Below are 25,529 nucleotides of genomic sequence, written 5' to 3'. Positions count from 1 at the left end.
GTGCTCCACTCGATTCAGGTCGTGACAGTCATCGGCACGGCGACACCGCCGTGCGCGTTCAAGAAATCGGCGAGCTCGTCGCGGCGCGGGATGGCAGACCGGCCGTCGAGAGCGCGGCAGGAGAGGGCGGCGACGGCATTGGCCGAGCGAACGGCCTGCGGAAGGGCGTCGCCCGCGACCAGGGCGGCCAGCAGGGCGCCGTGGAACACGTCGCCGGCGCCGAGGGTCGACACGACGGGCACGTCGAAGCCTTCGACGCAGATCGAGGCGTCCGCGTCGGCCGCGGACGAGTCGCCGCCACGCAGGTAGGCGCCACCTGATCCGTCGGTCGCGACGACGACGCGTGCGCCGTCGGTCAGGGCTGCGGTGATGGCCGCCTCACGGCCGGCGCTCGCGGGGTAGCGCGTGAGCAGGCTCGACACGGAAGGCACGAATAGGTCGACATCCGCCAAATCGCCGGGCGGGAGCGGATTGCCGGCATCCACGCTGAGCCGGGGGCGCACATCCGTCACCCCCGAGAGAGCCGCGCGCACCGGCGCGAACCCGCTCTGGTCGACGTGCAGCCACCGCGAGGCGTCAACCGGGATGTCTGCGGCCGCCGGTTCGGCCGCCGGCCAGGCCACGATCGCCCGGGACTCCCCCGAGACGATGATGGAGCTCTGCGCCGTGCGCGAGCCGGGCACCATGGTGAGCCAGCGCACGTCGACGCCCTCGCGTTCGAGAGAGGCGCGCACCCGGAGGCCGGCGTCGTCGTCTCCCACCACACCGCAGAAGCCGACGGATGCGCCGAGCCGGGCGAGCGCGACGGCGGCCGTGGCGGCCGGGCCACCGCCCGCCCCGAGGAATGAGGTGGCGACGACGCGCTCGTCGGCGCGTGGCATACGCGCCACCGAGGCGATCACGTCATCGGTGGCCGAGCCGACGCAGATGACATCCAGTTGCGACATCCGCCCCTCCGTTCTAAAAGTCACACGCCATCGTCGGCATACCGAGAGTTTACACCCAGATGTTCTACTTCTATCAAGTTATGTTTGATTTCTAACACATAGTGGTTATATTGGTGGTCAACCCCTCAGTTCAATGGAGAAAGAGATCGTTGATGAGCACTCATCCCGAGCACAGCGAGCGGCGGCCATGACCGCGTCGACGCTGGATGCCGCGGTCCGTCGGTCACCCGTCCCGAACCCATCGGCCGCGCGTCGTCGCAAGAATCGCCGCCGCTTCATCGGCTGGGGGTTCCTGGCGCCGTTCCTCGTCGTGTTCGTGTTCGCACTCGCGGCTCCGATCGTCTACGCGATCTACCTCAGCTTCTTCCAAGACCGGCTGGTGGGCGGCAACGTCTTCGCCGGCTTCGACAACTACGTCGCCGCCTTCCAGGATCCCAAGTTCTATTCGGCGCTCGGCCGCGTGGTGCTGTTCTTCTTCGTGCAGGTGCCCATCATGCTGGCACTCTCGCTCTTCGCCGCCCTCGCGCTCGACAGCGCTCGGCTGCGCTGGCCGGCCCTGTTCCGCATCACGTTGTTCCTCCCCTATGCGGTGCCGTCGGTGGTCGCCGCCCTGATGTGGGGCTTCATCTACGGCACCGATTTCGGCCTGGTGGGCAACCTCAACTCGTTCTTCGGGTTGAGCATCCCCGATCCGCTATCCAGCAACCTCGTGCTGGCCGCCATGGGGAACATCGCCACCTGGGCCTTCCTCGGTTACAACATGCTCATCATGTACTCGGCGCTCCGCACGGTGCCGAAAGAGCTCTACGAGGCCGCCGACATCGACGGCGCGGGAGCGTTCCAGGTGATCCGGGCCATCAAGCTGCCGGCGCTCCGCTCCGCGTTCGTGGTGGCCCTCATCTTCTCGGTCATCGGGAGCTTCCAGCTGTTCAACGAACCGAACGTGCTGCGCACGCTGGCGCCGAACACCATCGCCACCAACTTCACCCCCAACATGTACGCCTACAACCTCTCGTTCGCCGGGCAACAGTTCAACTACGCCGCGGCGATCGCGATCGTCATGGGCATCATCACGATGATCGTCGCCTACGTCGTGCAGACGGTCGGCGTGCGGAAGGAGGACCGCTGATGGCCATCGGCACACCCACCGTCGACCGCCCCGGGCGCTCAGGGCACGCCGGGCGCACCGACCGCATCCAGGGCACCGACACCGCCGAGCGCCCTCGGGCCCAGCGCGCCAAGCGGCCGCGCAAGTCGATCATCCTGACCGCCGCCATGGGCCTCATCCTGATCTACAGCCTGGTGCCCCTCGTGTGGCTGCTGATCAACGCCACCAAGACGCAGCCCAAGCTCCTCTCGAGCTTCGGTCTCTGGTTCTCGGGCGACTTCGTGCTGTGGGACAACATCGTGCAGACCTTCACCTACGAAGACGGCGCGTTCGGTCATTGGCTGCTCAACACGCTGCTCTACGTGGTCGTGGGCGCCGGCGGCGCCACCATCCTCGCCACCCTCGCGGGCTACGGGCTGGCCCGGTTCAACTTCCCCGGAAAGAAGGCGATCTTCGCCATCATCCTGGGCGCCGTCGCCATCCCGGGCACCGCGCTGGCGGTGCCGACCTTCCTGATGTTCAGCTCGCTGGGTCTCACCAACGGCCCGTGGGCCGTGATCATCCCGTCGCTGATCAGTCCGTTCGGTCTCTACCTGATCTGGACCTACGCAATGGAATCCGTGCCCGTCGAGCTTCTGGAGGCGGCGCGGGTGGATGGCGCGGGCGAGATCCGCATCTTCTTCACCATCGCTCTGCGGTTGCTGATGCCCGGCTTCGTCACCGTGCTGCTGTTCACCGTGGTGGCCACCTGGAACAACTACTTCCTGCCCTTGATCATGCTGAGCGACTCGACCTGGTTCCCGCTCACCGTGGGTCTCAACCACTGGAGCGCGCAGGCGGTCTCGGCCGGCGGGCAGCCGATCTACAACCTCGTCATCACCGGATCGCTGCTCACGATCGTGCCGATCGTCGTCGCCTTCCTGCTGATGCAGCGCTACTGGCAGTCGGGACTGACCGCCGGCAGCGTCAAGGGCTGAGCCGTTCGACTCATCGCATCTTTCGAAACACCCCGATTACGAAGAAGTGAAAGGAAACCCATGTTCGCACACAGCACGAAACGCCGGCGTCTGGCCGGTGTGCTCCTCGGCGGCTCCGTCGCCACGGTGCTCGCCCTCACCGGATGCGCGGGCCCCGGCGGCGCGGCCGGCACCCCGACGCCGAAAGCGGTCGCGACCCAGGCCGACATCGACGCCGCGCTGCAGGAAGACACCACTCTGCAGTTCTGGGCGTGGGGGCCGCAGTACCAGGCCGAGGTCGACGCCTTCATGAAGGAGTATCCGAAAGTCAAGGTGGTGCTCACCAACAATGGCAGCAACGCCACCGAATACACCAAGCTGCAGAACGTCATCAAGGCCGGTTCCGGAATCCCCGACATCGCTCAGATCGAGTACACCGCCCTGCCGCAGTTCGCCTTCGGCGACTCGCTCGTCGACATGGCCGAGTACGGCGTGGCCTCGATGGAGGACAAGTTCTCGAGCTCCACCTGGAACCAGGTGAACGTCAACGGCGGAATCTACGGCCTGCCACAAGACGCCGGGCCGCTCGCGATGTTCTACCGTCAAGACGTCTTCGACCAGTACGGCCTCACCGTGCCCACTACGTGGGAGGAGTACTACGAGACCGCCGAGAAGCTGCACGCAGCCGATCCGAGCAAGTTCATGGCGGCCGACGGCGGAGAGGCCGCGTTCACCAACGCGATGATCTGGCAAGCCGGCGGCAAGCCCTACGCTGCGGAAGACACGGATGTCACGGTCGACCTGCAGGACGAGGGAAGCCTGAAGTGGGCCGACATGTGGACTCCGCTGGTGCAGGAGGATCTCGTCGAGCAGACCCCCACCTTCACGCCGGAGTGGACGTCGGGTCTCTCGGCCGGCAAGTACGCCACCTGGGTCGGCGGTGCCTGGGCGGCGGGAACGCTGCAGCGGCGAATCCCCGAGGCCGCAGGCACCTGGCGGGTGGCGCCCCTCCCACAGTATGAAGCCGGCGACACGGCCAGCGGCGAGCAGGGCGGCTCATCCTCGGCAGTTCTGGATGCGAGCGAGAACAAGCTCGCCGCCATCGGCTTCGTGCAGTGGATGAGCTCGGCCGACGAGGCGGCGAAGATCTGGACCGACAACGGCGGGTTCCCGGCGCAGGCGGCCACGCTGGCCTCCGACGACTGGCTGAACGCCGAGATCCCCTACTTCGGCGGACAGCAGATCAACCAGGTCTTCGCGGCGTCTGCCGATGGCGTGCTCCCGGGCTGGCAGTTCCTGCCCTTCCAGGCGTACGCCGACAGCGTCTACAGCGACACGATGGGCCAGGCCTACGCGTCGAAAGGCGATCTCGCCGACGGCCTCAAAGCCTGGCAAGGGAACATCGTCGACTACGGCAACAGCCAAGGGTTCTCTGTCAACAAGTAGTCACTCGAATGACCGGATGCGCGGGGCTGCGTGACGAAACGCACCCCCGCGCATCCGTCGATCTAGGATTCGGAGATCATGAAAGCCTTCCTCGTCACCTCTGTCGCCACAGGCACGGTTCAGGACGTCGCCGCCCCTGAGCCCGGCCGGGGCGAGGTGGAGGTCGCCGTCAGTCACGTCGGCATCTGCGGCACCGATGTGTCGTTGTTCAACGGCGACGAGGCGCGCCTCGCACACGCCCGCAGCTCATACCCGCTGCGGCTCGGGCACGAGTGGGACGGCACCGTGGTCGACGTCGGAGAGGGCGTGGATCGCTCGTGGATCGGCAAGCGGGTGACAGGCGACACCATGCTGGGTTGCGGCCACTGCGAGAGGTGCCTCGACGGGCGCCATTACCTCTGCGCCGACCGCTACGAGATCGGCGTGCGACGCGATCGGCCCGGCGCCCTGGCCGAGCGGTTGCTCGTGCCGGTGACCGCTCTGTTCGAGTTACCCGACGCCATCACCGACCGGATGGGCGCGATGATCGAGCCGGGCGCCAACGCGTGGCGGAGTGTGCAGGCCGCTTCAGTGCGCGAGGGATCGCGCGTGCTGGTGCTGGGCACGGGGGCGATCGGGCTGCTCTGCGCGCTGTTCGCGCGGGCCGATGGCGCCGAGGTGCATGTGCTCGGCCGCGATCACGATGCACTCGAGCTGGCGCGATCGTTCGGTCTGGCAGGCGCATGGACCCAGGAGGCCCTGCCTGCTCTTGTGTGGGACGCCGTCATCGATGCCACGAATGCGCCGTCGATGCCGCAATTCGCGGTCGACGTGGTCGAGCCCGGCCGTCGGGTGGTGCTGGTGGGGATCTCAGACGATCCGAGCCTGATCGATTCGCGGGTGGTGGCGCGGAAGGACGTGACGGTCGTCGGCATCCTCGGCGGTTCGCTCGGAATCCAGGCGACCATCGACGCCTACGCGAGCGGCGCGGTGGATCCGCTCCCCCTGGTCTCGCAGGTCATCGGACTGGACGAGCTTTCTGACGTGCTCACCGGGGCGCGGCCCATGAAGGCCGCCGGGGCTCCGAAGGTGCTGGTCGACCTCGCGCGCTAGGCCGAGCGACGAGCCGCCATCGCTTTCGCGTGCTCACGAGCTAGCGGATGACGGCGAACCCCCCGTTCCAGCCGATCTTCTCGGCCATCGCGAGAGTGAGCTGCAGGAAGCCGACCGCCTCGAGTTCGCGAGCGCGGCTCAGGGCGCCCGCGTCGAGGGCCGAGACGCCTCCGGCCGTGATGGCCTCGATCAGAGCATTCTTGGCTTCGGCGTCGTCACCCGCGACGAGCACGGTGGTGGGCACGCCGCCGACCTGCCTGCTGACGAGCGTGGCGGCGAACGTCGTGTTGAAGGCCTCAAGCACCCGGCTACCGGGGAGCTTCGCCTGGATCTCGGCCGCGGCGGAACCGTCTGCCGGCACCACGAGCGAGTCGAAGGTGGAGAAATCGAGGGGGTTGGTGATGTCGACGATCGTCTTGCCGTCGAGCTGTGCACCGAAGGCCGTGAGGATCCCTTGCCCTTCTGACGAATTTCGTTGCGGAGACGATCGAGCACGGTCGCTCAGCCCCGGCTGCCGCCGGTCGCGAGATGATCGTGCACCATCCTGACGACGCTCGCGCCCTCGCCGATCGCTGCCGATATCCGCTTCACCGACCCGCTCCGTGCGTCGCCGACGGCGAAGACACCTGGCATCGACGTCTCGAGAGAGCGCCGAGTCGAGCCCGCAGGCGTCGTGCGGCCTCCTGTGATGAGGTAGCCGCGGTCGTCTCGCTCGAAGTCCGGCCCCAGCCACGATGTCGAAGGGGTCGCTCCGACGAACACGAAGAGGTGGCTCGTGGCGATCTCTCTTCGCTCGCCCGACGGCATGTGCTCGACGATGACCGACTCGAGGTGGCCGTCGCCGTTCGCATCGACCAGCACCGTCTGCAGATGCACACTGATGCGGGAGTGATTCTCCACCTGCACGGTGAGGTAGCGCGACATGCTCGCGCTCAGGTCAGCCCCGCGCACGACCAGGTGCACGTGCGATGCGGTGCCGCCCAGGAAGACGGCAGCCTGCCCGGCCGAGTTTCCGCCACCGACCACGACGACCGGTTCCCCGCCGCACTCGCGCGCCTCGTTGATCGTGGCGGCGTGATAGACGCTGGTGTATTCGAAGCGATCGAGGTTGGCGACGTCGAGGCGGTTGTACGTCATCCCGCAGGCGATAACCACCGTGCGTGGAGAAGCGCTCGTTCCGTCGGAGAAGCCCACCACCAGCGAGCCCTCGGCGGCGGCGGCCAGGCTCTGAGCGGTCGACGGGGCGAAAAGTGTGGCGCCGAACTTCGAGACCTGAAGGGTGGCGCGCTCGGCGAGTTCTGCCCCTGAGATGCCAGAGGGGAAGCCGAGGTAGTTCTCGATCCGCGCCGACAGCGCCGCCTGGCCGCCCGTCGCGACGGCGTCGGCGAGAACCACGGAGAGCCCATCGGAGGCGGCGTAGACCGTGGCAGCGAGGCCCGCCGGACCAGCACCGACGACGAGCACGTCGCTGGTCGTCGGAGGCCGGGTGCTCCGCATGCCCAGAGCGCGCGCGACCTCGACGACGGACGGGTTTCGAAGGATGCGGGACCCGGCCACGATCACAACCGGCACGTCTGAGACACCCAGGCCCATGCGGCGCAGGATGGACTCGGCGCCCGGGTCGCGTTCCACGTCGAGGAGCCGATGCGGTATCCGGTTTCGAGCGGCGAAATCGAGCAGCTGACGGGTTTCGGGCGAGAAAGGCGATCCGATGACGCGCAGCCCGGCCCCGAATCCGATCGCCATCGACCGGCGAATCAGATAGGCCCGCAGGATGACGTCGCCGAGCAACGGGTCTCCGGTCACGATTGCTTCCAGTTCCTCGATCGGCACCTCGAGCGCCATCCCCCTCTCCACGGCGGCGATAGTAGTGAACGTCGGCTGCCCTTCCAGCAGTCCGATGTCGCCGACGAAGCGGCCGGGACCGTGGATCTCGACGTGCTCGCCTTCGTAGACCGCCAATCGCCCCTCAAGCACCACGAAGAACGAGACGGGAGACTCGCCCGCCCGCACGAGCACCTCATCCCCCGAGACGGGCACGGTCGTGCCGACCCGGCTCAGCGTCTCCAGCTGCGCCGGCGTGAGCCGCGGATACGCCCCGATGGTGTCCGGTGTCTCCGCGACCAGGCGCTCCGGCCCGGCGCTCGTCATGCGAATTCCTCATCGATGTAGCACCAGCGCCAGGTCTCGCCGGGCTCGAGGGAGCGCACGATGGGATGCCCGTCGTGCTGCGCGTGGGCTCGCGCGTGTCTCATGGGCGACGAGTCGCAGCATCCGACTTTGCCGCAGGTCAGACACAACCGAAGATGCACCCACGGCGTGCCGAGTGCCAGGCAGTCTTCGCAGGCACCGGGAGTGCGGGGAGACACTGGGCGCACAAACGCGAGGTGTGGATCGGCGCGGGCGGTCATGAGCCGCTGCCCTCCTTCTTCATCGCGTCGTCGAACCAGCGGCGCAGCACCGCGACCGGGGCGGCGCCGGCCTGCCGGGCGATGAGCTCGCCTCCGTGCAACACGAGCAGTGTCGGCACGGCCTGAATGCCGAAGCGCGACGACAACCCGGGAGCGCGATCGACATCCACTTTGACGAGTTTCACCTCGCCCGCCCGCTCGGTGGCCAATTGTTCCAGCACCGGGCTGACCATGCGGCACGGGCCGCACCAGCTCGCCCACATGTCGACGATCACCGGTGGATCGGCCTTCTCGGCCACCTCGGCGAATGTGTCGTCGAGGGCGTCGACGATCCAGGGGAGTGCCTCGTGGCAATTGCCGCAGCGTGGGCGGCCCGTGCCGGCCGCCAGCACGCGGTTCTTGTGACCGCAATGCGGGCAGCGGATGATCGTGCTCGCGGGTTTCATGTCACGACGTCCCGATCGGTGTCGGCGGGCGTCTGCTCCAGGTCGATGACGAGGTCGTCGTCGCGCACGTCGATGCGCGCGACCGAGCCCTCGCTCACCGCTCCGGACAGTAGCGCCCGCCCCAGCCGCGTCTCGATGTCGTGCGAGATGTACCGCCGCAGGGGCCGCGCGCCGTAGAGCGGGTCGTAACCGCGCTCGGCGATCAGGCGCCGAGCTTCCGGAGTCAGCTCGAGGGTGATCTGGCGTTCGGCCAGGCGGCGCCGGAGGTCGCCCATCAGCAGCTCGACGATCGATTCGATCTGTTCCAGCCCGAGCGGCGCGAAGACGATGGTGTCGTCGACGCGGTTGAGGAACTCGGGGCGGAATCGGCCGCGCAGCTCCGCCAGCACGAGATCGCGCACGTCATCCGTGATGCCGCCGCTGCTGTCGCGAGCGCCGGTCAGCAGGTGCTCCGCTCCGATGTTGGAGGTCATGATCACGACCGTGTTCCGGAAGTCCACCGTGCGGCCCTGGCTGTCGGTGATGCGGCCGTCGTCGAGCACCTGCAGCAGGGTGTTGAAGACATCCGGATGCGCCTTCTCGATCTCGTCGAAGAGCACGACGCAGTACGGTCGCCGCCGCACCGCCTCGGTGAGCTGGCCGCCCTCGTCGTAGCCGACGTACCCGGGAGGGGCCCCGACCAGCCGGCTGACGGTGTGCCGCTCCTGGTATTCGCTCATGTCGAGACGGATCATCGCCGACTCGCTGTCGAACAGGGCGCTGGCCAGGGCTTTCGCGAGTTCCGTCTTGCCGACACCCGTCGGCCCCAGGAAGATGAACGACCCGATGGGCCGCCGGGGGTCGCGGATGCCCGACCGGGCACGGATGATCGCGTCGGCGACCAGACGCACGGCTTCGGGCTGCCCGACCACCCGCTCCTCCAGCACCTCGTCGAGCTTCAGCACCTTCTCGCGTTCCCCCTCCTGCAGGCGCGCGACCGGGATGCCCGTCCAGGCGGCCACGATCTCGGCGATCTCCTCCTCGGTCACGACCTCTCGCAGCATCCGCTGGGGGCCCTGTTTCGACCGGAGTCGCTCCTCCTCGGCGGCGAGCTGACGTTCGAGGTCGGCGAGCGTGCCGTAGCGGAGTTCGGCAGCACGGTCGAGGTCGTAACGGCGTTCGGCGTCCTCCGCCTCCCGCCGCACGCGCTCGAGCTCGCTGCGCAATTCCTGCACCTTGCGGATCGCCTGTCGCTCGGCCTCCCACTGTGCCCGTTTCGCGTCGGCGTCCGCCCTCAGGTCGGCCAGTTCCCGGCGCAGCTCGTCGAGGCGGAGGCGGCTCGGCTTGTCCTTCTCTTTCGCCAGGGCCGCCTCTTCGATCTCGAGGCGGGTCACCCGCCGGGTGAGTTCGTCGAGCTCCGCGGGCATCGAGTCGATCTCGGTGCGCAGCCGTGCGCACGCTTCGTCGACGAGGTCGATTGCCTTGTCGGGCAGGAATCGATCGGTGATGTACCGGTGCGAGAGCGTGGCGGCCGCGACGAGCGCGTTGTCCTGGATGCGCACCCCGTGAAAGACCTCGAGGCGCTCGCGCAGTCCGCGGAGGATCGAGATGGCGTCTTCGACACCGGGCTCCTCCACCAGCACGGTCTGGAACCGGCGCTCGAGCGCGGCATCCTTCTCGATGTGCTGCCGATACTCGTCGAGCGTCGTCGCGCCGATGAGGTGCAGTTCGCCACGCGCGAGCATGGGCTTCAGCATGTTGCCGGCATCCATCGCTCCTTCGGTCGCTCCGGCGCCGACGAGGGTATGCAACTCGTCGATGAACAGGAGGATGCGGCCATCGGACGAGATGACCTCCGCCAGCACCGCCTTCATGCGCTCCTCGAACTCTCCGCGGTATTTCGCGCCCGCGACCAGAGCTGCGAGATCGAGCTGGAAGATCGTCTTGTCGCGCAGCCCTTCCGGAACGTCGGTGCGCACGATCCGCTGCGCCAGCCCCTCGACGATGGCGGTCTTGCCGACACCCGGTTCACCGATCAGCACAGGATTGTTCTTGGTTTTGCGCGACAGGATCTGGATGACGCGACGGATCTCCGTGTCGCGGCCGATCACCGGGTCGAGGCGACCCGCACGGGCATCGGCCACCAGGTCGCGGCCGTACTTCTCCAGGGCCTCGTAGGTCTGCTCGGGGGTCGCGGAATTGACGTGCTGATTGCCCCGAACGGCGGTGAGGGCCGTGAGGAAGCTCTCCCGCGTGACACCGCCACTCTGCAGGAGGCGCGCCGCCGCACTCCCGGGGTCGTCGGCGAGAGCGAGCAGCAGGTGCTCCACGGAGACATACGAGTCTTTCAGTCGCGTCGCCTCCCGCTCCGCACGATCGAGGGTCGCCGCCAGGGCCTTCGAGAGGAAGACCTGGCCGGGCGTCGCGCCGGGCCCCGTGGCCCTGGGCTTCCGTTCGATCGCGCGCTGCACGTCAGCCAGCAGAACGGCCAGGTCGACCCCAGACGCTTCAAGCAGTCGCGGAATCAGCCCGCCTTCCTGGGTAAGCAGCGCCAGCAGGAGGTGCTCGTTCTCGGTCTCCGTCTGCCCGTTCCGGCTCGCAATGCTCTGTGCTTCCTGAAGGGCTTCCTGGGATTTCTGGGTCAGTTTGTTCATCTCCATGGTGGAGTCCCCTTTCCGGAACGAAGCACCCATCGCCGGCTTTCGAGCACGTCGATGCGGGCGAGCAGATCGATGACGAGGGCGACGGCGGTGTAGTTGAGCGACAGATCGGCGTGCAGGCGCACGATCCGCCGCACCAGTTCGGGCGCGGACGGCTCGAACCACAACCGGCCCGCGCTGTCCCGCCGAGCGGGAACGAGGCCGAGCTCGACGAAGCGCTCCACCAGCTCGGGGTGTGTGCCGGAAGCGGCGGCGACCATCCCGACGTCGAGGCGGGGTGGAAGCGCCGGAAGCAGCGGAGAGCTCATGATGCGGCCCTCGGATCGTAGGCGGAGTCGCGCCGGAGTTGTTCGAAGAGCTCGCGTTCGCGGTCGGTGAGGTGCGGCGGGACCATGATCTTGACCTTCGCGAACAGATCGCCCGGTTTTCCTCCGGATTGCGGCATGCCCTGACCTTTCAGCCGCAGGCGGCGTCCGCTGGAGGAGCCGGGCGGAACCCGCACGGTGATCGGGCCCCCGGGCGCTCTGGTCGAGACGCTCGACCCGAGCGCGGCTTCCCAGGGGGAGATCAGCAGGTCCATCTCGATGTTCTTCCCGTCCAGGCGCATCCGGTGACCGGGCCGCACCCGGAAGGTCACGATGAGGTCTCCGGCCCCGCCGTCCTGTCTGCCCGTGCCTCCGCCGCCGGCCACCCGCATCCGTTGGCCGTCGAGAACTCCCGGCGGGATCTGGATGTCGAACGTCTGCCGATCGCCGTCCGGGCCGGAGACGACGACCGTGCGGTCACCCCCGCGGAAGGCCTCCTCGACGGTCAGCTCGAGGGTGGCCTCGTGGTCGATCCCCCGCATCGAGCCGAAGACGTCGCCGAAGAGGTCGCCCCAGTCGACGGATGCGCCGCCCGGCCCCGTGCTGCCCTGTGCGCTCGACCAGGTGAATCCCGAGGGTCCCGGGCGCGCTCGGGTGCCGCCGCCGCCGCCCGCCGCGCCGGCCCGCGTCTGTGACGCGTACTCGCGCTCGGCTCCCGCGTACTGACGGAACTCCGGCCCGAACCGGTCGTACTGGGCGCGCGAATCCGGATCGGCCAGCACGTGGTAGGCCTCGCTGATCTGCTTGAACCGGTCTTCGGCCCCGGCATCCTTGTTGACGTCGGGGTGATATTTGCGGGCCAGTTTCCGGTAGGCGCGCTGGATCTCCTTGGCATCGGCCGATCGCGAGACACCCAGCAGTCGGTAATAGTCGTCGGCCGCCATGACGTCACTCCTCGGCTGAAGTGACGATGACGCCCGCGGCGCGCAACAAGCGCTCCGGGGTGCCGAATCCGAGTCGGGCGACGGCCACGACCGTTCGCGGCGGCCGATCGCCCCGTTCGACCACCGACACCACCTCGTGGATGCGTGGATCGAAGGGCACCCCGACCTCGTCGATCCGAGGGTAGCCGAGGCGTTCGAGGGCGGCGATCGCTTGTTCCCGGATCGATTCCATTCCTTCGGCCAGGCCGGCGCGCTGCCCTCGGGCGTAGGTGACCGCATCCTGGAGCCCGTCGACCACGGGGAGGAAGACGGATGCCGCGCGCGCACGCTCGGCATCGCGCACGAATTCGATCTCTCGGGCCGCCCGCTTCCTCATGTTGTCGAGGTCGGCGACCGCGCGGTGCCAACGATCCTCGAGGTCGGCCAGACGCAGATCCTGATCATCGGGCGGAACGGGCCGGCTCGCCGTGACACCCCCGTGAGAGTCGGTGTCGGTGTCGGAGCCATCCGAGTCGTGCATGTCACGCTCTCTCAGTCTCGATCGAACTCGGCGTCGACCACGTCGTCGGAGTCGCCGTCATCGGCCTGGTCGTCAGACGATGGACCGTCGGATGGCCGGGCGACGGACAGGGCGGCATCCATCTGCTGCAGTTCGCTGGTCAGCTCTCGGGCCTCGGAGGCCGAGACCTCGCGCGCCACGGCCTCGCGCGCCTGCCCGATGAGCATCTCGGCGCGGGAGCGCTCGTGCTGCGGCACGGAATCGCCGTGATCGGCGAGCGTGCGCTCGACCCGGTAGGCGGCCGCGTCGAGCTCGTTGCGGGCGTCGATGTCTTCACGCAGCCGCTGGTCTTCGGTGCGGTGCTGCTCCGCCTCCTGCACCATGCGCTCGATCTCGGCCTGATCGAGATTCGTGGTGCCGCTGATCGTGATGCCCTGCTCGGCGCCGGTGTCCTTGTCACGCGCCTTCACGTTCAGGATGCCGTTCGCGTCGATGTCGAAGGTGACCTCCACTTGTGGTTCGCCGCGCGGCGCAGGCCGGATGCCCGTCAGGGTGAAGCGGCCGAGCACGCGGTTGTCGGCGGCTCGTTCCCGCTCTCCTTGCAGCACCACGATCTCGACGGAGTCCTGGCTGTCTTGGGCGGTGGAGAACACTTCGCTCCGGCGCGCCGGAATGGTGGTGTTGCGCTCGATGATCTTCGTCATCACGCCGCCGCGCGTCTCGACACCGAGCGACAGCGGGGTCACGTCGAGCAGGAGAACGTCGCTGACCTCGCCCTTCAAGACGCCCGCCTGGATGGCCGCCCCGACGGCGACGACCTCGTCGGGATTCACGGTCATGTTGGGGTCTTTGCCACCGGTGAGTCGCTTGACGAGGTTCTGCACCGCCGGGATCCTCGTCGAGCCGCCGACCAGGATGACCTCGTCGATGTCGTTGTCCGTGACCTTCGCATCTTGCATCGCCTGGCGAACCGGGCCGAGGCACCGCTCGACGAGGTCGGCGGTGATGTTCTCGAAGGTGGCGCGCTTCAGTGTCGTCGTGAGATGCTTCGGGCCGGCGGCATCCGCCGTGATGAATGGCAGACTGACCTGGGTCTGGCTCACGGTGCTGAGTTCGACCTTGGCTTTCTCGGCCGCCTCGAACAGCCGCTGGAGCGCTTGCGGGTCGTTGCGAAGATCGATGCTCTCCGCTTTCTGGAACTCGTCGGCGAGATAGTCGACCACGCGACGGTCGAAGTCGTCTCCGCCGAGGTGGGTGTCGCCCGCGGTCGAGCGCACCTCCACCACGCCGTCGCCGACATCGAGCAGGCTGACGTCGAAAGTGCCGCCGCCGAGGTCGAACACGAGCACCGTCTCGTGTTCCTTCTTGTCCAAGCCGTAGGCGAGGGCGGCCGCAGTGGGCTCGTTGATGATGCGGAGCACCTCGAGACCCGCGATGCGGCCGGCATCCTTGGTCGCCGTGCGCTGAGCGTCGTTGAAGTAGGCGGGGACTGTGATGACCGCCTCGGTCACCTTCTCGCCGAGGAACTTGGCGGCGGCGTCGACAAGTTTGCGCAGCACGAGAGCGCTGATCTCCTCCGGCGAGTAGAGCTTGTCGCGGATCGTGAAGCGCGCCTCGCCGTTCGGCCCGGGCACGATGTCGAAGCCGACCGCTTTGGCCTCTTCGTCGATCTCGTCGAATTTTCGTCCGATGAAGCGTTTGGCCGACGAGATCGTGCCCTTCGGGTTGAGGATCGCCTGCCGTCGGGCGAGCTGACCGACGAGTCGCTCACCCGTGTCGGTGAACGCGACCACCGACGGGGTCGTGCGAGCTCCTTCTGCGTTGGGGATGACCTTCGCCTCTCCCCCTTCCCAGACGGCGATCACCGAGTTCGTGGTGCCGAGGTCGATGCCGACTGCTTTGGCCATCAGAGATCCCCTTTCACTTCCGCATCAGTACCGACGGCGACCGCATGACCTTCGCGGTCGCTCGGCGCCGAAGTGATGTCGACGCGCCTCGGCTTGCTCGACTCGTCGACCGGAACGTGCAGCGTGAGCACGCCGTTCCGGAAGTCTGCCGAGAGCTTCGAGCTGTCGAGGCTGTCGCCCAAGAAGAGCTGGCGCACGAACTCACCGCGCGGACGCTCGTCGATGAGCAGCACGTCGTCGGGTCCGAAGGTGGGCCGGCGGTGCACGGTGATGGTGACCACATTGCGTTCGACGCGCACATCCACATCGGCGGGGTCGGTTCCCGGCACATCCGCGACCACGAAATAGTGTTCGCCGCGCCGATAGCCCTCGAGCGGCACGGCGCGCGTGCGCCGATTGGCGCCCAGCGCTTGTTCGACCGCCCGGTCGACATCGCTCATCCGGTCGAATCCCATCAGCGTCATGACATCCTCCTGGCTCCGGCGGGAACGATCCCGCTGAAGCCGAGTGTGCCGCGAGGGCGGCGGCGTCTCTTCGACCCGTCGAAGCCAAAGAAGTGCCGGGCATCGCCCTGTCGGGCCCACTCGAAAGCGGCTAGCCTTGGGGTGCGGAGTTCACCATCATGTGCGCACTGAGCGACCTGGAACCAGTCGCGCAAGCCGACCTCGATGCCAAGGCACGGTCAGACCTGTACGACCTCTTCAGGGTGGGTTCGACGATGTTCGAGCGGCCCACCACCCGCCGCACCCTGCGTCTCACATCCGCGGCGGCCAAGACGATCGCCGGATGCACCGTTGTAGCCGCGTACGTCGCCGAGGGCGATCGGCTCGCCCGTTACTCGGGCAGGGCGAACCGGCGCCTTGACCTCCTCGTGGAGTCGTGCGCCGGGTCGAGCGGGGCACTCAAGACCGGCCGAGGCTGGCGATACGCTCTGTTCTTGCGGGGAACCAGCAAGGTCAAAGGCGCCTTGGTGCTGCAGACCACGGTCGAGCCGTCGCCCCAGGCGCTGTTCCTGCTCTGCGCCTTGGCCGAACCGACCGGCGCGGCGCTGGCCACGTCCGAGCTCATCGACCGCGAGCGTCACCGTGTCGATGAGCTGCGGCAGCTCGGCGAGGCGAGGGAGGGCGTGAACCGCACGTTGGCGGCGACGGTCGTGCGACTCAACACCCACCAGCTGATTCTCGACTCCTTCGTCGCTGCTGCGGGCACGGGCAACGGCGAGGCGCAGATCGTCGCCGCATTGAGCGCCGTCACGCGCCGATCAGTTGCACTCCAGGATTCGTTCGGTAACGAGCGCGCCTTCGTCGGAGTCGACGGCTCGCCTGCGCCGTCCAACCTGCGGGCGCCTGCCGGCGTTCTGACGCCCGGATGGCGTTCGACCGAGATCCGCGCGGGCGAGGAGACCGTCGGCGTGATCGGCATCTTGGATCCGGATGACGACCGCTCCGATGACGATCGATTCGCGGTCGAGCACGCCAGTGCGATGATCGCCGTCGAGCTCGTGCACCACCGAGGCGTCGCGGAGGTCGAGATCCGGTTGGGTCGTGACCTCGCCGACGACCTCGTCGCCGGCGCCGATGTCATCGACGCCGGTGCCCGTGCTGAGATGCTCCATTTCGACCTCAGTGGCCCGCAACGCGCCGTGCTCGTGTCCTGGCAGCACCCCTCACCCAACGGCTTCGATCTCGGCACGGCGCTCGGCCACGAACTGGCGGCGATGCGAGTGCCCGCCCTCATCTCCCGTCGAGCAGACACCGTGCTCGCGATCGTGGCCGACCGCACCGACCTCTCAAGCCTCTACGAGAGGTTGTCGTCGGCGCTGTTCAGCGAACGGGGCACGATCGGTGTGGGCGGATGTTGCATCGCCGACGATCTGCCGCGCTCCTTCGCCGAGGCCGGCAGAGCATTGAAGATCCGAGTCGAGTCGTCCCGCCCCTACGGTCTTTCCAACCACGACGACCTCGGCCTGCTCCGCATCCTCGACACCTCGAATGACGGGCTCGAGCTCAACCGGTACCTCGACGAGTGGCTCGGCACACTGGTCGAGCACGACCGGGATCATCATTCCGAGCTCGTCCACACGCTCAGCGTGTATCTGGATTGCGGCGGCAACTACGACCGCACGGCAGGCGCGCTGATCATTCACCGCAGCACCCTGCGATACCGGCTCGGGCGCATCCGTGACCTGACCGGCCGTGACCTCGCCGACCCGGACTCCCGGCTCAACCTCCACATCGCCGTGCGCGCCCGGGCGGCCCTGCGTGACGGCCTGCGCTGAGCCGCGCCCGTTCGAAGGCGCAGAGGAAGAGAGTGTGACGTGGCATCCGATTCTCACGAAGCAGAGTTCGTCGGCCCGGGCCGGCAAGGAATAGCGGCCGGTCTGCTCGACTCGTACGATCAGACGCGCAGAGACCAGCATTCCGTCTGGGTTTCGCTGGAGGCGCCGACCGGGTGGGGCAAGACTCGCATCGCCCGCGAGTTCTACTCCGCGCTGGCCCGAACGCGCCAGACCGAGCCGGCCTACTGGCCGCGGTCGATCTCGGCCGATCGCTCGAGGGTCTCCGAGCGTCGCAAAGTCGTCAACCCGCCCGACTTCGAGCACGTGCCGTTGAGCCGGCCCGACTACCTGTGGTGGGGAATCTCCTGTGGCATGCGGAACGGCACCCCCACCGAGTCGCTGCTTCAGGATGTCGCGGTGCTGCGCAAGCACGTCGACCACCTCGAGAACGCCTGGTGGTATCGGGCCGGCTTCGTCGATAAGTTCGCCCATCCCGCGTTCCTGGCCCTCCGCGCGAAGGTGCTCGAAGACGGCGTGACCGCGGTCGCCGACTACGGGTTGACGAAAGCCGCCGAGCTCGTCGGCGGAGCGCTGCCGGGATTCTCGGCGATGAGCTGGCTGGTTCGGAAAGGCGTCGAGCAGAGCAAGGCCGCCCGGGCCCGCAGCAAGAACCTCCGCAGCGCGGAGGCGATCGTGTACCAGCCCTCCGAGGTCGACGAGGTGGAGTCGTTTCTCACCAAGATCGCTCCTCTGGTTCCCGTCGTGCTCTTCGTGGAAGACGTGCACGACGCCGACGACCTCCTCGTCGAGCTCCTCGAGCGCCTGATTCGGCGCGACGCCCCAGTGATGATCCTCACCACCGGGTGGCCCGGCGTCATCGACGCGAACCCCGGTCTCGTGCGCGCGATGAGCGGGGCCGGTGAGCGGCTGATTCGCGTCGATGAAGAGACGGCTCCCCTGCCGTCGCCTTTCCCGCCAGAAGCGTCACTTCGGGCGTTGGAGACCGCCGACCTCGCCTCGATCATGAGCTCGCACTACGAGCAGGTCAGCCCTTATACACGCGACACCCTGTTGTCTACCTACCGGAACCCCTTCGCTCTCGAACTGGTGCTCGAGACCTACGGCGACCCCGACGAAGACGTTCTCGAAATCGACCCGGTCGACCTCGAAAAACTCTCGGGCAAAGTGGCCGACCTCTACAAGACGGCATGGGAACGGCTCGGCGAACCCGAACGGGAGCGGCTGACGCTGGCGACCCTGGCCATTCCCTCGATTGTCTCCGCCGATGCCACCGACAGTCGATCCTGGGATCGGGTGATGCTGGATGCCGCGTTCGCGCACCTCGGCGACGATCGGCTCGGAGGGCACGTGGCCGGGAGCGCGATCGAGCGCGCCTGGGTGCGCCCTGTCGACGACTTCTTCTCGCAGTTCCACGATGTGGCTCAGATGAACCTCGCCGCCAACGAGTTCGCCAAGGCGCCACAGCGCATCCGGGTGCGTGCCGCACTCATCGACGAAGCAAAGCGCCTCATCGCCGACGGCGACGCTCCGGCGGATCGCGCCGCGCAAGCGAGCCGTCTCCTGCTGGCTTACCAGGCCGATCTCGACGACCGCGAATTCGTCGACGCGAGTCGCGCCCTCGTCGGCGTTCTCAGCGATCTCCACCAGGAGAACGAGGCGATCGCGCGCCTGGGCGACGATACCCACCGACGACTCGACCTCAGCGATCAGCGCGACCGCGATCTGCTCCGGACGTTCGCTCACGCTCAACGACAACGGGGCGACCCCCGGAGCGCGATCGAACTGCTCGAAGAACTGGTGGACGCGGAACGACAGGTCTATGGCCGCGAGTCGCCGGAGGTCCTCAGCACGAGTCGTTCGATCGCGGACACGATCCGCGAGAGCGATCCGGGCACGATGGACTTCGGCGCCCCGGAAGGAGCACACTAACGGTAGGCGTCTGGGGCACCCGCGGCATTGCTGGGGGATTTATTTGCGGTCCGAGCCGTCCCGGGAGAACTCATGGGCCACCTCACATACGACGGCACGCGGGTCGGTTTCGACGACCGGGTGCTCACTCATGTGCAGATCGTCATCATCCAGAAGTTTCACCGCGGTGACTGTTTTCTCATGTCGTGGAAAGACTCCCCCGCCGTCGGAGATGGCCGCGCGTCGATCTGGCTCACCCCGAGCATTCCGATCTACTTCAAGTTCCTCGGCGGCCGGGTGCCGGCGATCAACCGCATCTGGCTTGAAACGCTCAGCGCCTCGGCCGACAGTTCGACCGGGATGATCGTCACCGATGAGGATGGCAAGATCGCCCACAGCACTCCGGACCAGGACTACTTCAGCGCGATTCACTCGAGATAGGCATCACGCACCAGGTGGCTGGTCACTCCGAGGTCGTAGGGCTTCGGGCTGTCGATTCTCCTCCTGTTGACCGCTCCTGTGAACCCCCTACAAGCACGGCGCAGCCGATGCCTATGATGACGGCGATCACCCGAGGGCGCCTCTCGGAAGAATCCGCCCTCCGTCTCGAGGAGGAGAAAAAAATGAGAGCAGTCGTCTACGAGGGCCCGCGCAGTGTCAGTGTCATCGACGTGCCGGACGCGCGGATCGAGCGTCCTACGGACGTGCTCGTGCGCATCACGACCACGAACATCTGCGGTTCAGACCTGCACATGTACGAGGGCCGAACCGACTTCGAAACCGGCCGCTGGTTCGGTCACGAGAATCTCGGCCAGGTCGTGGAGGTCGGCGACGGCGTCGACAAGGTGAAGGTCGGCGACTACGTCGTCATCCCGTTCAACGTCGCGTGCGGACATTGCAAGAACTGTGAGCGCGGCCTCACCAACTACTGTCTGACCGCCCAACCGGTGCCGGAGTGGGCCGGCGCCGCATATGGCTTCGCCGACATGGGGCCCTGGGCCGGCGGCCAGGCCGACCTGCTGCGTGTGCCGTGGGGCGATTTCAATTGCCTCCGGCTCGGCGAGGATGCCGAGGAGAAGCAGGCGGACTACGTGATGCTCGCCGACATCTTCCCCACCGGGTACCACGCCACCGAACTCGCCCACGTCAAACCGGGCGACCAGACCGTCATCTACGGTGCCGGACCCGTGGGCTGCATGGCCGCGTATTCGGCCATCATCAAGGGCGCGAGCAGGGTCATGGTGGTTGATCGGCACCCCGACCGCCTGAAGCTCATCGAGGAGATCGGAGCGATCCCGATCGACGACTCCGCGGTCGACCCGGTGGAGGCGGTCAACGACATGACGATGGGGTTGGGCGCTGACAACGGGTGCGAGTGCGTCGGCTACCAGGCTCACGATCCACAAGGGAATGAGGACCCGAGTCTGACCTTGAACCGGTTGGTCAAATCCGTACGCTTCACCGGGGAGATCGGCGTCGTGGGGGTCTACATCCCTCAGGATCCGGGAGCCGCGGACGAGTTGGCCAAGCATGGCGAGGTCGCCTTCGATTTCGGTGAGTTCTGGTTCCGCGGGCAGAAGCTCGGCAGCGGCCAATGCCCCGTGAAGCGCTACAACCGGCAGCTGCGCGACCTGATCGTCGCCGGCAAGGCGACGCCATCCTGGATCGTCAGCCACGAGCTCTCGCTCGAGGACGCGCCGGATGCCTACGAGCACTTCGACAACCGTGACGCCGGCTGGACCAAGGTCGTCCTGCACCCCGACCTGGCGTCTGCGAAGAAATAGTAGAGCGTCAAGGAGGGTGGATCCGGTGGAACCACGCGAAGACGGCCGCACGCGAGCCGGGTCGGACGACTTCAGCCGTGCGGACCCTGGCCGCGCGATGGCCTTCAGCGACGCCGTCATTGCGATCGTGATCACCCTTCTCGTTCTCGATCTGCGGCCGCCCGACACCGAGCCGGGCGGGCTGCTCGCCGGGCTTCTGGACGAGTGGCCGACGTACCTCGCATACGCGGCCTCGTACGTGTATCTCGCCGTGATCTGGCTGAATCACAAGGCCGCTTTCACCCGAATCCGCGAGATGGACATCGGCCTCCAGTGGGCGAACCTCGGAATCCTGGCGACGCTCGCGCTGGTGCCGTGGCCGACAGCGGTGATCGCCAACACCGCCAGAACCGGCAACCCGGACGACCAACGCGTCGCTGTCGCGCTCTACGCCCTCGTCGGGGCCTTGCTCTGTCTGGCGTGGCTCGTCTTCTTCTCCTACTTGGCCCGCCATCCCGACCTCACCAAGGAGCATGTGCACGATTCGTACTTCGCCAACGAACGCCCGCGTGCGCTCGTGGGTGTCGTGTTGTACCTCGCGGCGGGAGCGGCGGGCGTCTTGATTCATCCGCTGGTCGCTTCGGTGATCTTCCTCCTCCTGCCAGTGTTCTACGGCATCACCAGCCACGGCTACGACCAAGGGCCGTCCTTCTTCCGCCGCCGTGCCTCCTCGCCCAGAAGCAGCTGACCTCAGGCCTGCTGTGGTGAGATCAGCGGGGCGGTAGCGCCGCGGCCAGGAACGGCGCCGTGACGCTCGGGTGGGCGACCGCGACCTCGCGCGGCGTGCCCTCGGCCATCACCCGGCCGCCGGCGTCGCCCGCGCCCGGGCCGAGGTCGATCACCCAGTCGGCCTGGGCCACCACCCGCATGTCGTGCTCGACCATGATCACCGTGTTGCCGCCGTCGACCAGCTGTTGCAGATGCTCGAGCAGGCGGTCGGTGTCGGCCGGATGCAGCCCCGACGTCGGCTCGTCGAGCAGGTAGAGCGTGTCGCCGCGCTGCACGCGACGAAGCTCCGAGGCGAGCTTCACCCGCTGCGCCTCGCCGCCCGACAGCTCGGTCGCCGGCTGCCCGAGCGCGACGTAGCCCAGCCCGACATCGAGCAGCGCATCCAGGTGCCGCGTCGCCTCGGCGTCGTCGGCGAACAGCTCGCGGGCGCGCGTGACGCTCAGGCCGAGCACCTCGGCGATGGACAAGCCCTCGAACCGGATCTCGAGCGTCTCGCTGTTGTACCGGGCGCCGTGACAGGTGCTGCAGGGCGCATGCACCGTCGGCAGGAACAGCAGCTCGACCTCCATCGTGCCCTCGCCCTTGCACGTCGGGCACCGGCCGCTCGGCAGGTTGAACGAGAATCGGCTCGCGGCATACCGCCGCTTGCGGGCCTCCGGGGTCGCTGCGAACAGGGTCCGGATGCGATCGAACAGGCCGGTGTAGGTCGCTACATTCGATCGCGGCGTGCGCCCGATCGGCTTCTGACTCACCTGCACGACCCGCCTCAGCCGATCGGCCGGCCCGGAGGCGTGCCCCGCGGTGGCCTCGGGTGCGGGAGTGAGCAGCAGTGCGTCGGCGGGCGCATCCGTTGCCGTGGTCTCGGCGCTCGACCCGCTCTCACGCTCGTCGACCTCGCTGGCGAGACTGGCCCGAAGCAGCTCCGGCACGGCCTGGTTCACCAGCGTCGACTTGCCCGACCCCGAGACGCCGGTGACCGCCGTCAGGCAGCCCAGCGGGAACGACACCGACAGCCCCGCCAGGTTGTTGCGCGTCACGTCGCTGAGTTTCAGAACGCCGTCGGCGACGCGAGGGGCGGATGCGCGGGGCACGGTCGCGGCGGAGGGACCGTCATCGAAAAGGTACCGTCGTGTGACCGACTCCTCGGCCTTGCGAAGGCCCTCGAGCTCGCCCGAGTAGACCACACGTCCGCCCGCCGCACCGGGGCCCGGGCCGATGTCGACGATCCAGTCCGCCTCGCGGATGACGTCGAGGGAGTGCTCGACGAAGAATACGGTGTTGCCGCTGTCGCGCAGTCGGCGCAGGATGCCGAGCAGCGCGGTCGTGTCGGCCGGATGGAGTCCCGCCGAGGGCTCGTCGAGCACGAACACCACGCCGAACAGCTGCGAGAGCACCTGCGTGGCCAGCCTCATGCGCTGCAGTTCGCCCGAGGAGAGCGTGATCGTGGTGCGGTCGAGCGACAGGTAGCCGAGGCCGAGGTCGGTGATCGGAGACAGCCGGGCGAGCAGTTCGCCCACGAGCCGCTGGGCGGCCAGTCGCTTCTCGGGAGCCAGGGGTCCCGCCCCGAGCGGCTCCCAGTCGGGCTCCAGCGCGACGGCCATCAGCTCCGCCACCTCGTCGAGCGGCATCGCCGCGACGTCGGTGATGGCGCGACCCTCGAAGGTCACGGCCAGGGCCTCGGGTTTGAGCCGTCGGCCGCCGCAGGTCGGGCAGCGCACGCTCCTCATGAACGACGAGGCGCGCTCGCGCATCCGGGCGCTCTTGGAGTTGGCGAACGTGTCGAGCACGTAGCGCCGCACCCCGAGGAAGGTGCTCATGTAGCGCGGCGAGCGGCCGGCGGCCACGGCCTTGCGCACCTCGGCGGGCGACCGGTCGGTGAAGATGGGCACCTGCGGCGACTCGTCGGTGAACAGTGCCCAGGTGCGCTGCTCTTCGGAGAGGTCGCGCCACGGCACGTCGATGTCGTAGCCGAGTGAGATCAGACTGTCGCGCAGTTGCTTGCCGTGCCAGGCGGTGGGCCAGGCGGCCAGGGCTCCGTCACGGATGGTCAGCGAGTCGTCGGGCACCATCAGCTCGAGCGGCACGTCGAAGACACGGCCGATGCCGTGGCAGGTGGGGCAGGCGCCCTGCACGGTGTTGGGCGAGAAGTCCTCCGCGTAGAGCATCGGGGCGCCCTCGGGGTACGTGCCCACGCGCGAGTAGAGCATGCGCACCACGCTGGAGATGGTCGTGGCGCTGCCGACGGTCGAACGCGCACTGCCGCCCGTGCGCTGCTGTGGCAGAGCCACTGCCGGCGGCAGCCCCTCGATGGAGTCGACGTCGGCCACGCCGACCTGGTCGATCAGGCGGCGGGCATACGGGGCAACCGACTCGAAATACCGGCGTTGGGCTTCGGCGTAGATCGTGCCGAACGCCAGCGAGCTCTTGCCCGACCCCGAGACTCCCGTGAAGGCCACGAGGGCGTCGCGGGGCAGATCGACGTCGACGTTCTGCAGATTGTGCTCGCGGGCGCCCCGCACCTGCACGAGATCGAAGGGTGTTCGGGCGGAGCGAGCGGTGTGTGGGGTCATTTCTTCCAGTGTGGCCCGGGGCGCCGGTTCTGCACCGCGCGCGCCGGCCACACCCTGAGTGGCGAAAGTTCACGACGTGCACCGCCCGGCCCGACGCCCCCCGCTTCACACTGCGCTTTGAGGTCGTCCGTCGGATCCGTCTCCGAGGGAATTGGCGCGACGCACGAGGTCGTCGACGAGTTCTTGCGTAAGCCGGCCCTGACTCAGGGTCACAAGCGTTTGCAGCGGAAGCTTCGCGAGCGGGGCCACGACCGCCTCGTCGACGCCGGCCTGACCGAACAGATTCCGCACCAGTGGCCCGCCCTCCGGATGATCGAGCCAGGCTCCGAGCGAACTGGTCGCGCTGACCGGTGTCGCATGGGCGCCCACGCGCGCGGTGTTGCTCAGCGCATGAGGCTCGGAAGCGGTCACGCCCGCGCTGTCCAGCGCTGCAACGCCAGACCGCACCGGCACGCCGAGGTGCGCGAGTTGCGCCGAGACACTCATCTCCGCGGCGAAACGCAGGTGGCGCGGCAGGGTCGAATAGACCGCATCGCTCACCGCTTCGACCGTGACCTCGCGCGGCGGCGACGACTCGGAGAATCTGCTCACCACACCCTCGACCGCGCGCAGCATCTCGGTTCGAACCGCGTGGTGCTGCACCGCGACCGCGGACAGGTCGTCAAGCATCGGCCCGTGACCCGGGAGCACCAGCGCCGATCCGAACTGCGCCAGGCGCTCCAATGACGTGAAGTACTCGCCGATCGATCCGTCGGGTTGCGCGATCACCGTCGTGCCCCGCCCGAGGATGGTGTCGCCGGTCAACATCGATCCCTCGGACGCGCCGAGCGGTCCCTGTTCGAGCCGACGATCCTCCTCGAGGTGAAAGCTCACCGAATCGGCCGTGTGGCCAGGAGTGCCAACGATCCGGATGCGAGTACCCGCAGCGATGATCTCCTCATCGGGCTGCAACGCGTCGGCCGCGATGCAGAAGTCGGGGTCGATCGCCCGTACGGGCGCTCCCGTCAGGGCAGAGAGCCGCCCCGCTGCCTCGGTGTGATCAGGATGGAAGTGGGTGAGCAGAATCAGGTGCACGTCGCCGTGTCCCGACACGGCCCGCATGTGGTCGTCGTCATCCGGCCCGGGGTCGACCACGACGCCGCCGCGGGAATCCGGATGCCGGATGACGTACGTGTTCGTGCCTTCCAGGGTCATCGGGCCGGGGTTCGGCGCCAGCACCCGGGTCACCAGCAAGGTCAAGCGACCCGAAGTCACCTCTTGCGTCGGCACGGTCATGCCCCGATCAACGACGAAGGACGGATTCGAGTCACAACATCGACACTAATGGGCTACAGCAGTACAGGTGAGGCTGGCCGATAGCGGGTGGAGTCACGGCGTCTTGCGGCGGCCGGTTCGCGTGCGGCCGATGGACCGGCCGTCGAGTTGCAACTTCACTCGTCCATCGCGGAAAAAGCCCCGCATTCCCTTGCTTCAGGGACCTACGGGGCTTTCGCGGTGGCG

At 67.8% G+C, this 25,529-nt stretch carries 22 protein-coding genes; 9 read left to right on the top strand and 13 right to left on the bottom strand.

Translation table 11 applies throughout. From position 1 onward, the window contains the following. Nucleotides 1-14: 14 nt before the first annotated feature. Complete coding sequence (locus tag N1032_RS02005) at nt 15-947, bottom strand: carbohydrate kinase family protein (RefSeq protein WP_259537146.1); 933 nt, start codon at nt 945-947, stop codon at nt 15-17. Nucleotides 948-1,134: 187 nt separating this feature from the next. On the opposite strand from N1032_RS02005, the gene N1032_RS02000 reads away from it, so the two are divergent. From N1032_RS02000 to N1032_RS01985, 4 genes are all read left to right on the top strand, one after another. After that, the gene (locus N1032_RS02000) at nt 1,135-2,076 is read left to right on the top strand and encodes a carbohydrate ABC transporter permease (RefSeq protein ID WP_259537145.1); all 942 of its coding nucleotides are present in this window, start codon (nt 1,135-1,137) and stop codon (nt 2,074-2,076) included. Beyond that, a complete protein-coding gene (locus N1032_RS01995) occupies nt 2,076-3,032 on the top strand; it encodes a carbohydrate ABC transporter permease (RefSeq protein ID WP_407932993.1) in 957 nt (318 codons plus the stop codon). Before N1032_RS02000 ends, N1032_RS01995 begins: the two co-directional genes overlap by 1 nt. A gap of 60 nt (nt 3,033-3,092) precedes the next feature. Then, nucleotides 3,093-4,457 carry an ABC transporter substrate-binding protein gene (locus tag N1032_RS01990; protein WP_259537143.1) on the top strand — a complete coding sequence of 455 codons (1,365 nt, stop codon included), beginning with the start codon at nt 3,093-3,095 and terminating at the stop codon, nt 4,455-4,457. A 78-nt stretch (nt 4,458-4,535) separates the two neighbouring features. After that, nucleotides 4,536-5,549 (top strand): zinc-dependent alcohol dehydrogenase, encoded by a 1,014-nt coding sequence (locus tag N1032_RS01985; protein WP_259537142.1) that lies wholly within the window; start codon nt 4,536-4,538, stop codon nt 5,547-5,549. A gap of 40 nt (nt 5,550-5,589) precedes the next feature. Here the strand turns inward: N1032_RS01985 and N1032_RS01980 are convergent, their stop codons facing one another. The 10 genes from N1032_RS01980 to N1032_RS01935 all read right to left on the bottom strand — a co-directional run bounded on the left by N1032_RS01980 (nt 5,590) and on the right by N1032_RS01935 (nt 15,164). Further along, nucleotides 5,590-5,910 carry an NAD(P)-binding domain-containing protein gene (locus N1032_RS01980; protein ID WP_310795908.1) on the bottom strand — a complete coding sequence of 107 codons (321 nt, stop codon included), beginning with the start codon at nt 5,908-5,910 and terminating at the stop codon, nt 5,590-5,592. Between the two features lie 140 nt (nt 5,911-6,050). Beyond that, nucleotides 6,051-7,700, bottom strand: a complete 1,650-nt coding sequence (locus N1032_RS01975; protein WP_259537140.1) for an FAD-dependent oxidoreductase — start codon at nt 7,698-7,700, stop codon at nt 6,051-6,053. Next, on the bottom strand, nt 7,697-7,960 hold the full coding sequence (locus N1032_RS01970) for a UBP-type zinc finger domain-containing protein (RefSeq protein WP_259537139.1): 264 nt from the start codon (nt 7,958-7,960) through the stop codon (nt 7,697-7,699). The genes N1032_RS01975 and N1032_RS01970 overlap by 4 nt, the downstream gene beginning before the upstream one ends. Next, a complete protein-coding gene (gene trxA, locus N1032_RS01965; protein WP_259537138.1) occupies nt 7,957-8,406 on the bottom strand; it encodes a thioredoxin in 450 nt (149 codons plus the stop codon). Before trxA ends, N1032_RS01970 begins: the two co-directional genes overlap by 4 nt. After that, nucleotides 8,403-11,045 (bottom strand): ATP-dependent chaperone ClpB, encoded by a 2,643-nt coding sequence (gene clpB, locus N1032_RS01960; protein ID WP_259537137.1) that lies wholly within the window; start codon nt 11,043-11,045, stop codon nt 8,403-8,405. Before clpB ends, trxA begins: the two co-directional genes overlap by 4 nt. Beyond that, nucleotides 11,036-11,353, bottom strand: coding sequence for a chaperone modulator CbpM (locus tag N1032_RS01955; protein WP_259537136.1), 318 nt, complete (start codon nt 11,351-11,353; stop codon nt 11,036-11,038). Before N1032_RS01955 ends, clpB begins: the two co-directional genes overlap by 10 nt. Then, complete coding sequence (locus tag N1032_RS01950) at nt 11,350-12,294, bottom strand: J domain-containing protein (protein WP_259537134.1); 945 nt, start codon at nt 12,292-12,294, stop codon at nt 11,350-11,352. Before N1032_RS01950 ends, N1032_RS01955 begins: the two co-directional genes overlap by 4 nt. 4 nt (nt 12,295-12,298) lie before the next feature. Beyond that, the gene (locus tag N1032_RS01945) at nt 12,299-12,814 is read right to left on the bottom strand and encodes a nucleotide exchange factor GrpE (RefSeq protein ID WP_259537133.1); all 516 of its coding nucleotides are present in this window, start codon (nt 12,812-12,814) and stop codon (nt 12,299-12,301) included. 11 nt (nt 12,815-12,825) lie between these two features. Next, the gene (gene dnaK, locus N1032_RS01940; RefSeq protein ID WP_259537131.1) at nt 12,826-14,700 is read right to left on the bottom strand and encodes a molecular chaperone DnaK; all 1,875 of its coding nucleotides are present in this window, start codon (nt 14,698-14,700) and stop codon (nt 12,826-12,828) included. Then, complete coding sequence (locus N1032_RS01935; protein ID WP_259537130.1) at nt 14,700-15,164, bottom strand: Hsp20/alpha crystallin family protein; 465 nt, start codon at nt 15,162-15,164, stop codon at nt 14,700-14,702. Before N1032_RS01935 ends, dnaK begins: the two co-directional genes overlap by 1 nt. Before the next feature lie 158 nt (nt 15,165-15,322). On the opposite strand from N1032_RS01935, the gene N1032_RS01930 reads away from it, so the two are divergent. From N1032_RS01930 to N1032_RS01910, 5 genes are all read left to right on the top strand, one after another. Further along, a complete protein-coding gene (locus N1032_RS01930) occupies nt 15,323-16,978 on the top strand; it encodes a PucR family transcriptional regulator (protein ID WP_259537128.1) in 1,656 nt (551 codons plus the stop codon). A gap of 39 nt (nt 16,979-17,017) precedes the next feature. Next, entirely contained in the window at nt 17,018-18,928 is a 1,911-nt protein-coding gene (locus N1032_RS01925) for a hypothetical protein (RefSeq protein WP_259537126.1), read from the top strand. Between the two features lie 72 nt (nt 18,929-19,000). Beyond that, nucleotides 19,001-19,348, top strand: a complete 348-nt coding sequence (locus N1032_RS01920) for a DUF7882 family protein (protein ID WP_259537125.1) — start codon at nt 19,001-19,003, stop codon at nt 19,346-19,348. A 182-nt stretch (nt 19,349-19,530) separates the two neighbouring features. Continuing rightward, nucleotides 19,531-20,691, top strand: a complete 1,161-nt coding sequence (locus N1032_RS01915) for a glutathione-independent formaldehyde dehydrogenase (protein WP_259537123.1) — start codon at nt 19,531-19,533, stop codon at nt 20,689-20,691. A 16-nt stretch (nt 20,692-20,707) separates the two neighbouring features. Next, nucleotides 20,708-21,418 (top strand): TMEM175 family protein, encoded by a 711-nt coding sequence (locus tag N1032_RS01910; RefSeq protein ID WP_259537122.1) that lies wholly within the window; start codon nt 20,708-20,710, stop codon nt 21,416-21,418. A 22-nt stretch (nt 21,419-21,440) separates the two neighbouring features. Here the strand turns inward: N1032_RS01910 and N1032_RS01905 are convergent, their stop codons facing one another. Together N1032_RS01905 and N1032_RS01900 are read right to left on the bottom strand one after the other, a co-directional pair. After that, nucleotides 21,441-24,029 (bottom strand): excinuclease ABC subunit UvrA, encoded by a 2,589-nt coding sequence (locus tag N1032_RS01905; RefSeq protein ID WP_259537121.1) that lies wholly within the window; start codon nt 24,027-24,029, stop codon nt 21,441-21,443. 105 nt (nt 24,030-24,134) lie between these two features. After that, nucleotides 24,135-25,283, bottom strand: coding sequence for an MBL fold metallo-hydrolase (locus tag N1032_RS01900; protein WP_310795907.1), 1,149 nt, complete (start codon nt 25,281-25,283; stop codon nt 24,135-24,137). Between the last annotated feature and the right edge of the window lie 246 nt (nt 25,284-25,529).

This window comes from Herbiconiux daphne (assembly GCF_024979295.1).
Classification (GTDB): domain Bacteria; phylum Actinomycetota; class Actinomycetes; order Actinomycetales; family Microbacteriaceae; genus Herbiconiux; species Herbiconiux daphnes.
This window is presented reverse-complemented; position numbering and strand designations above follow the sequence as displayed.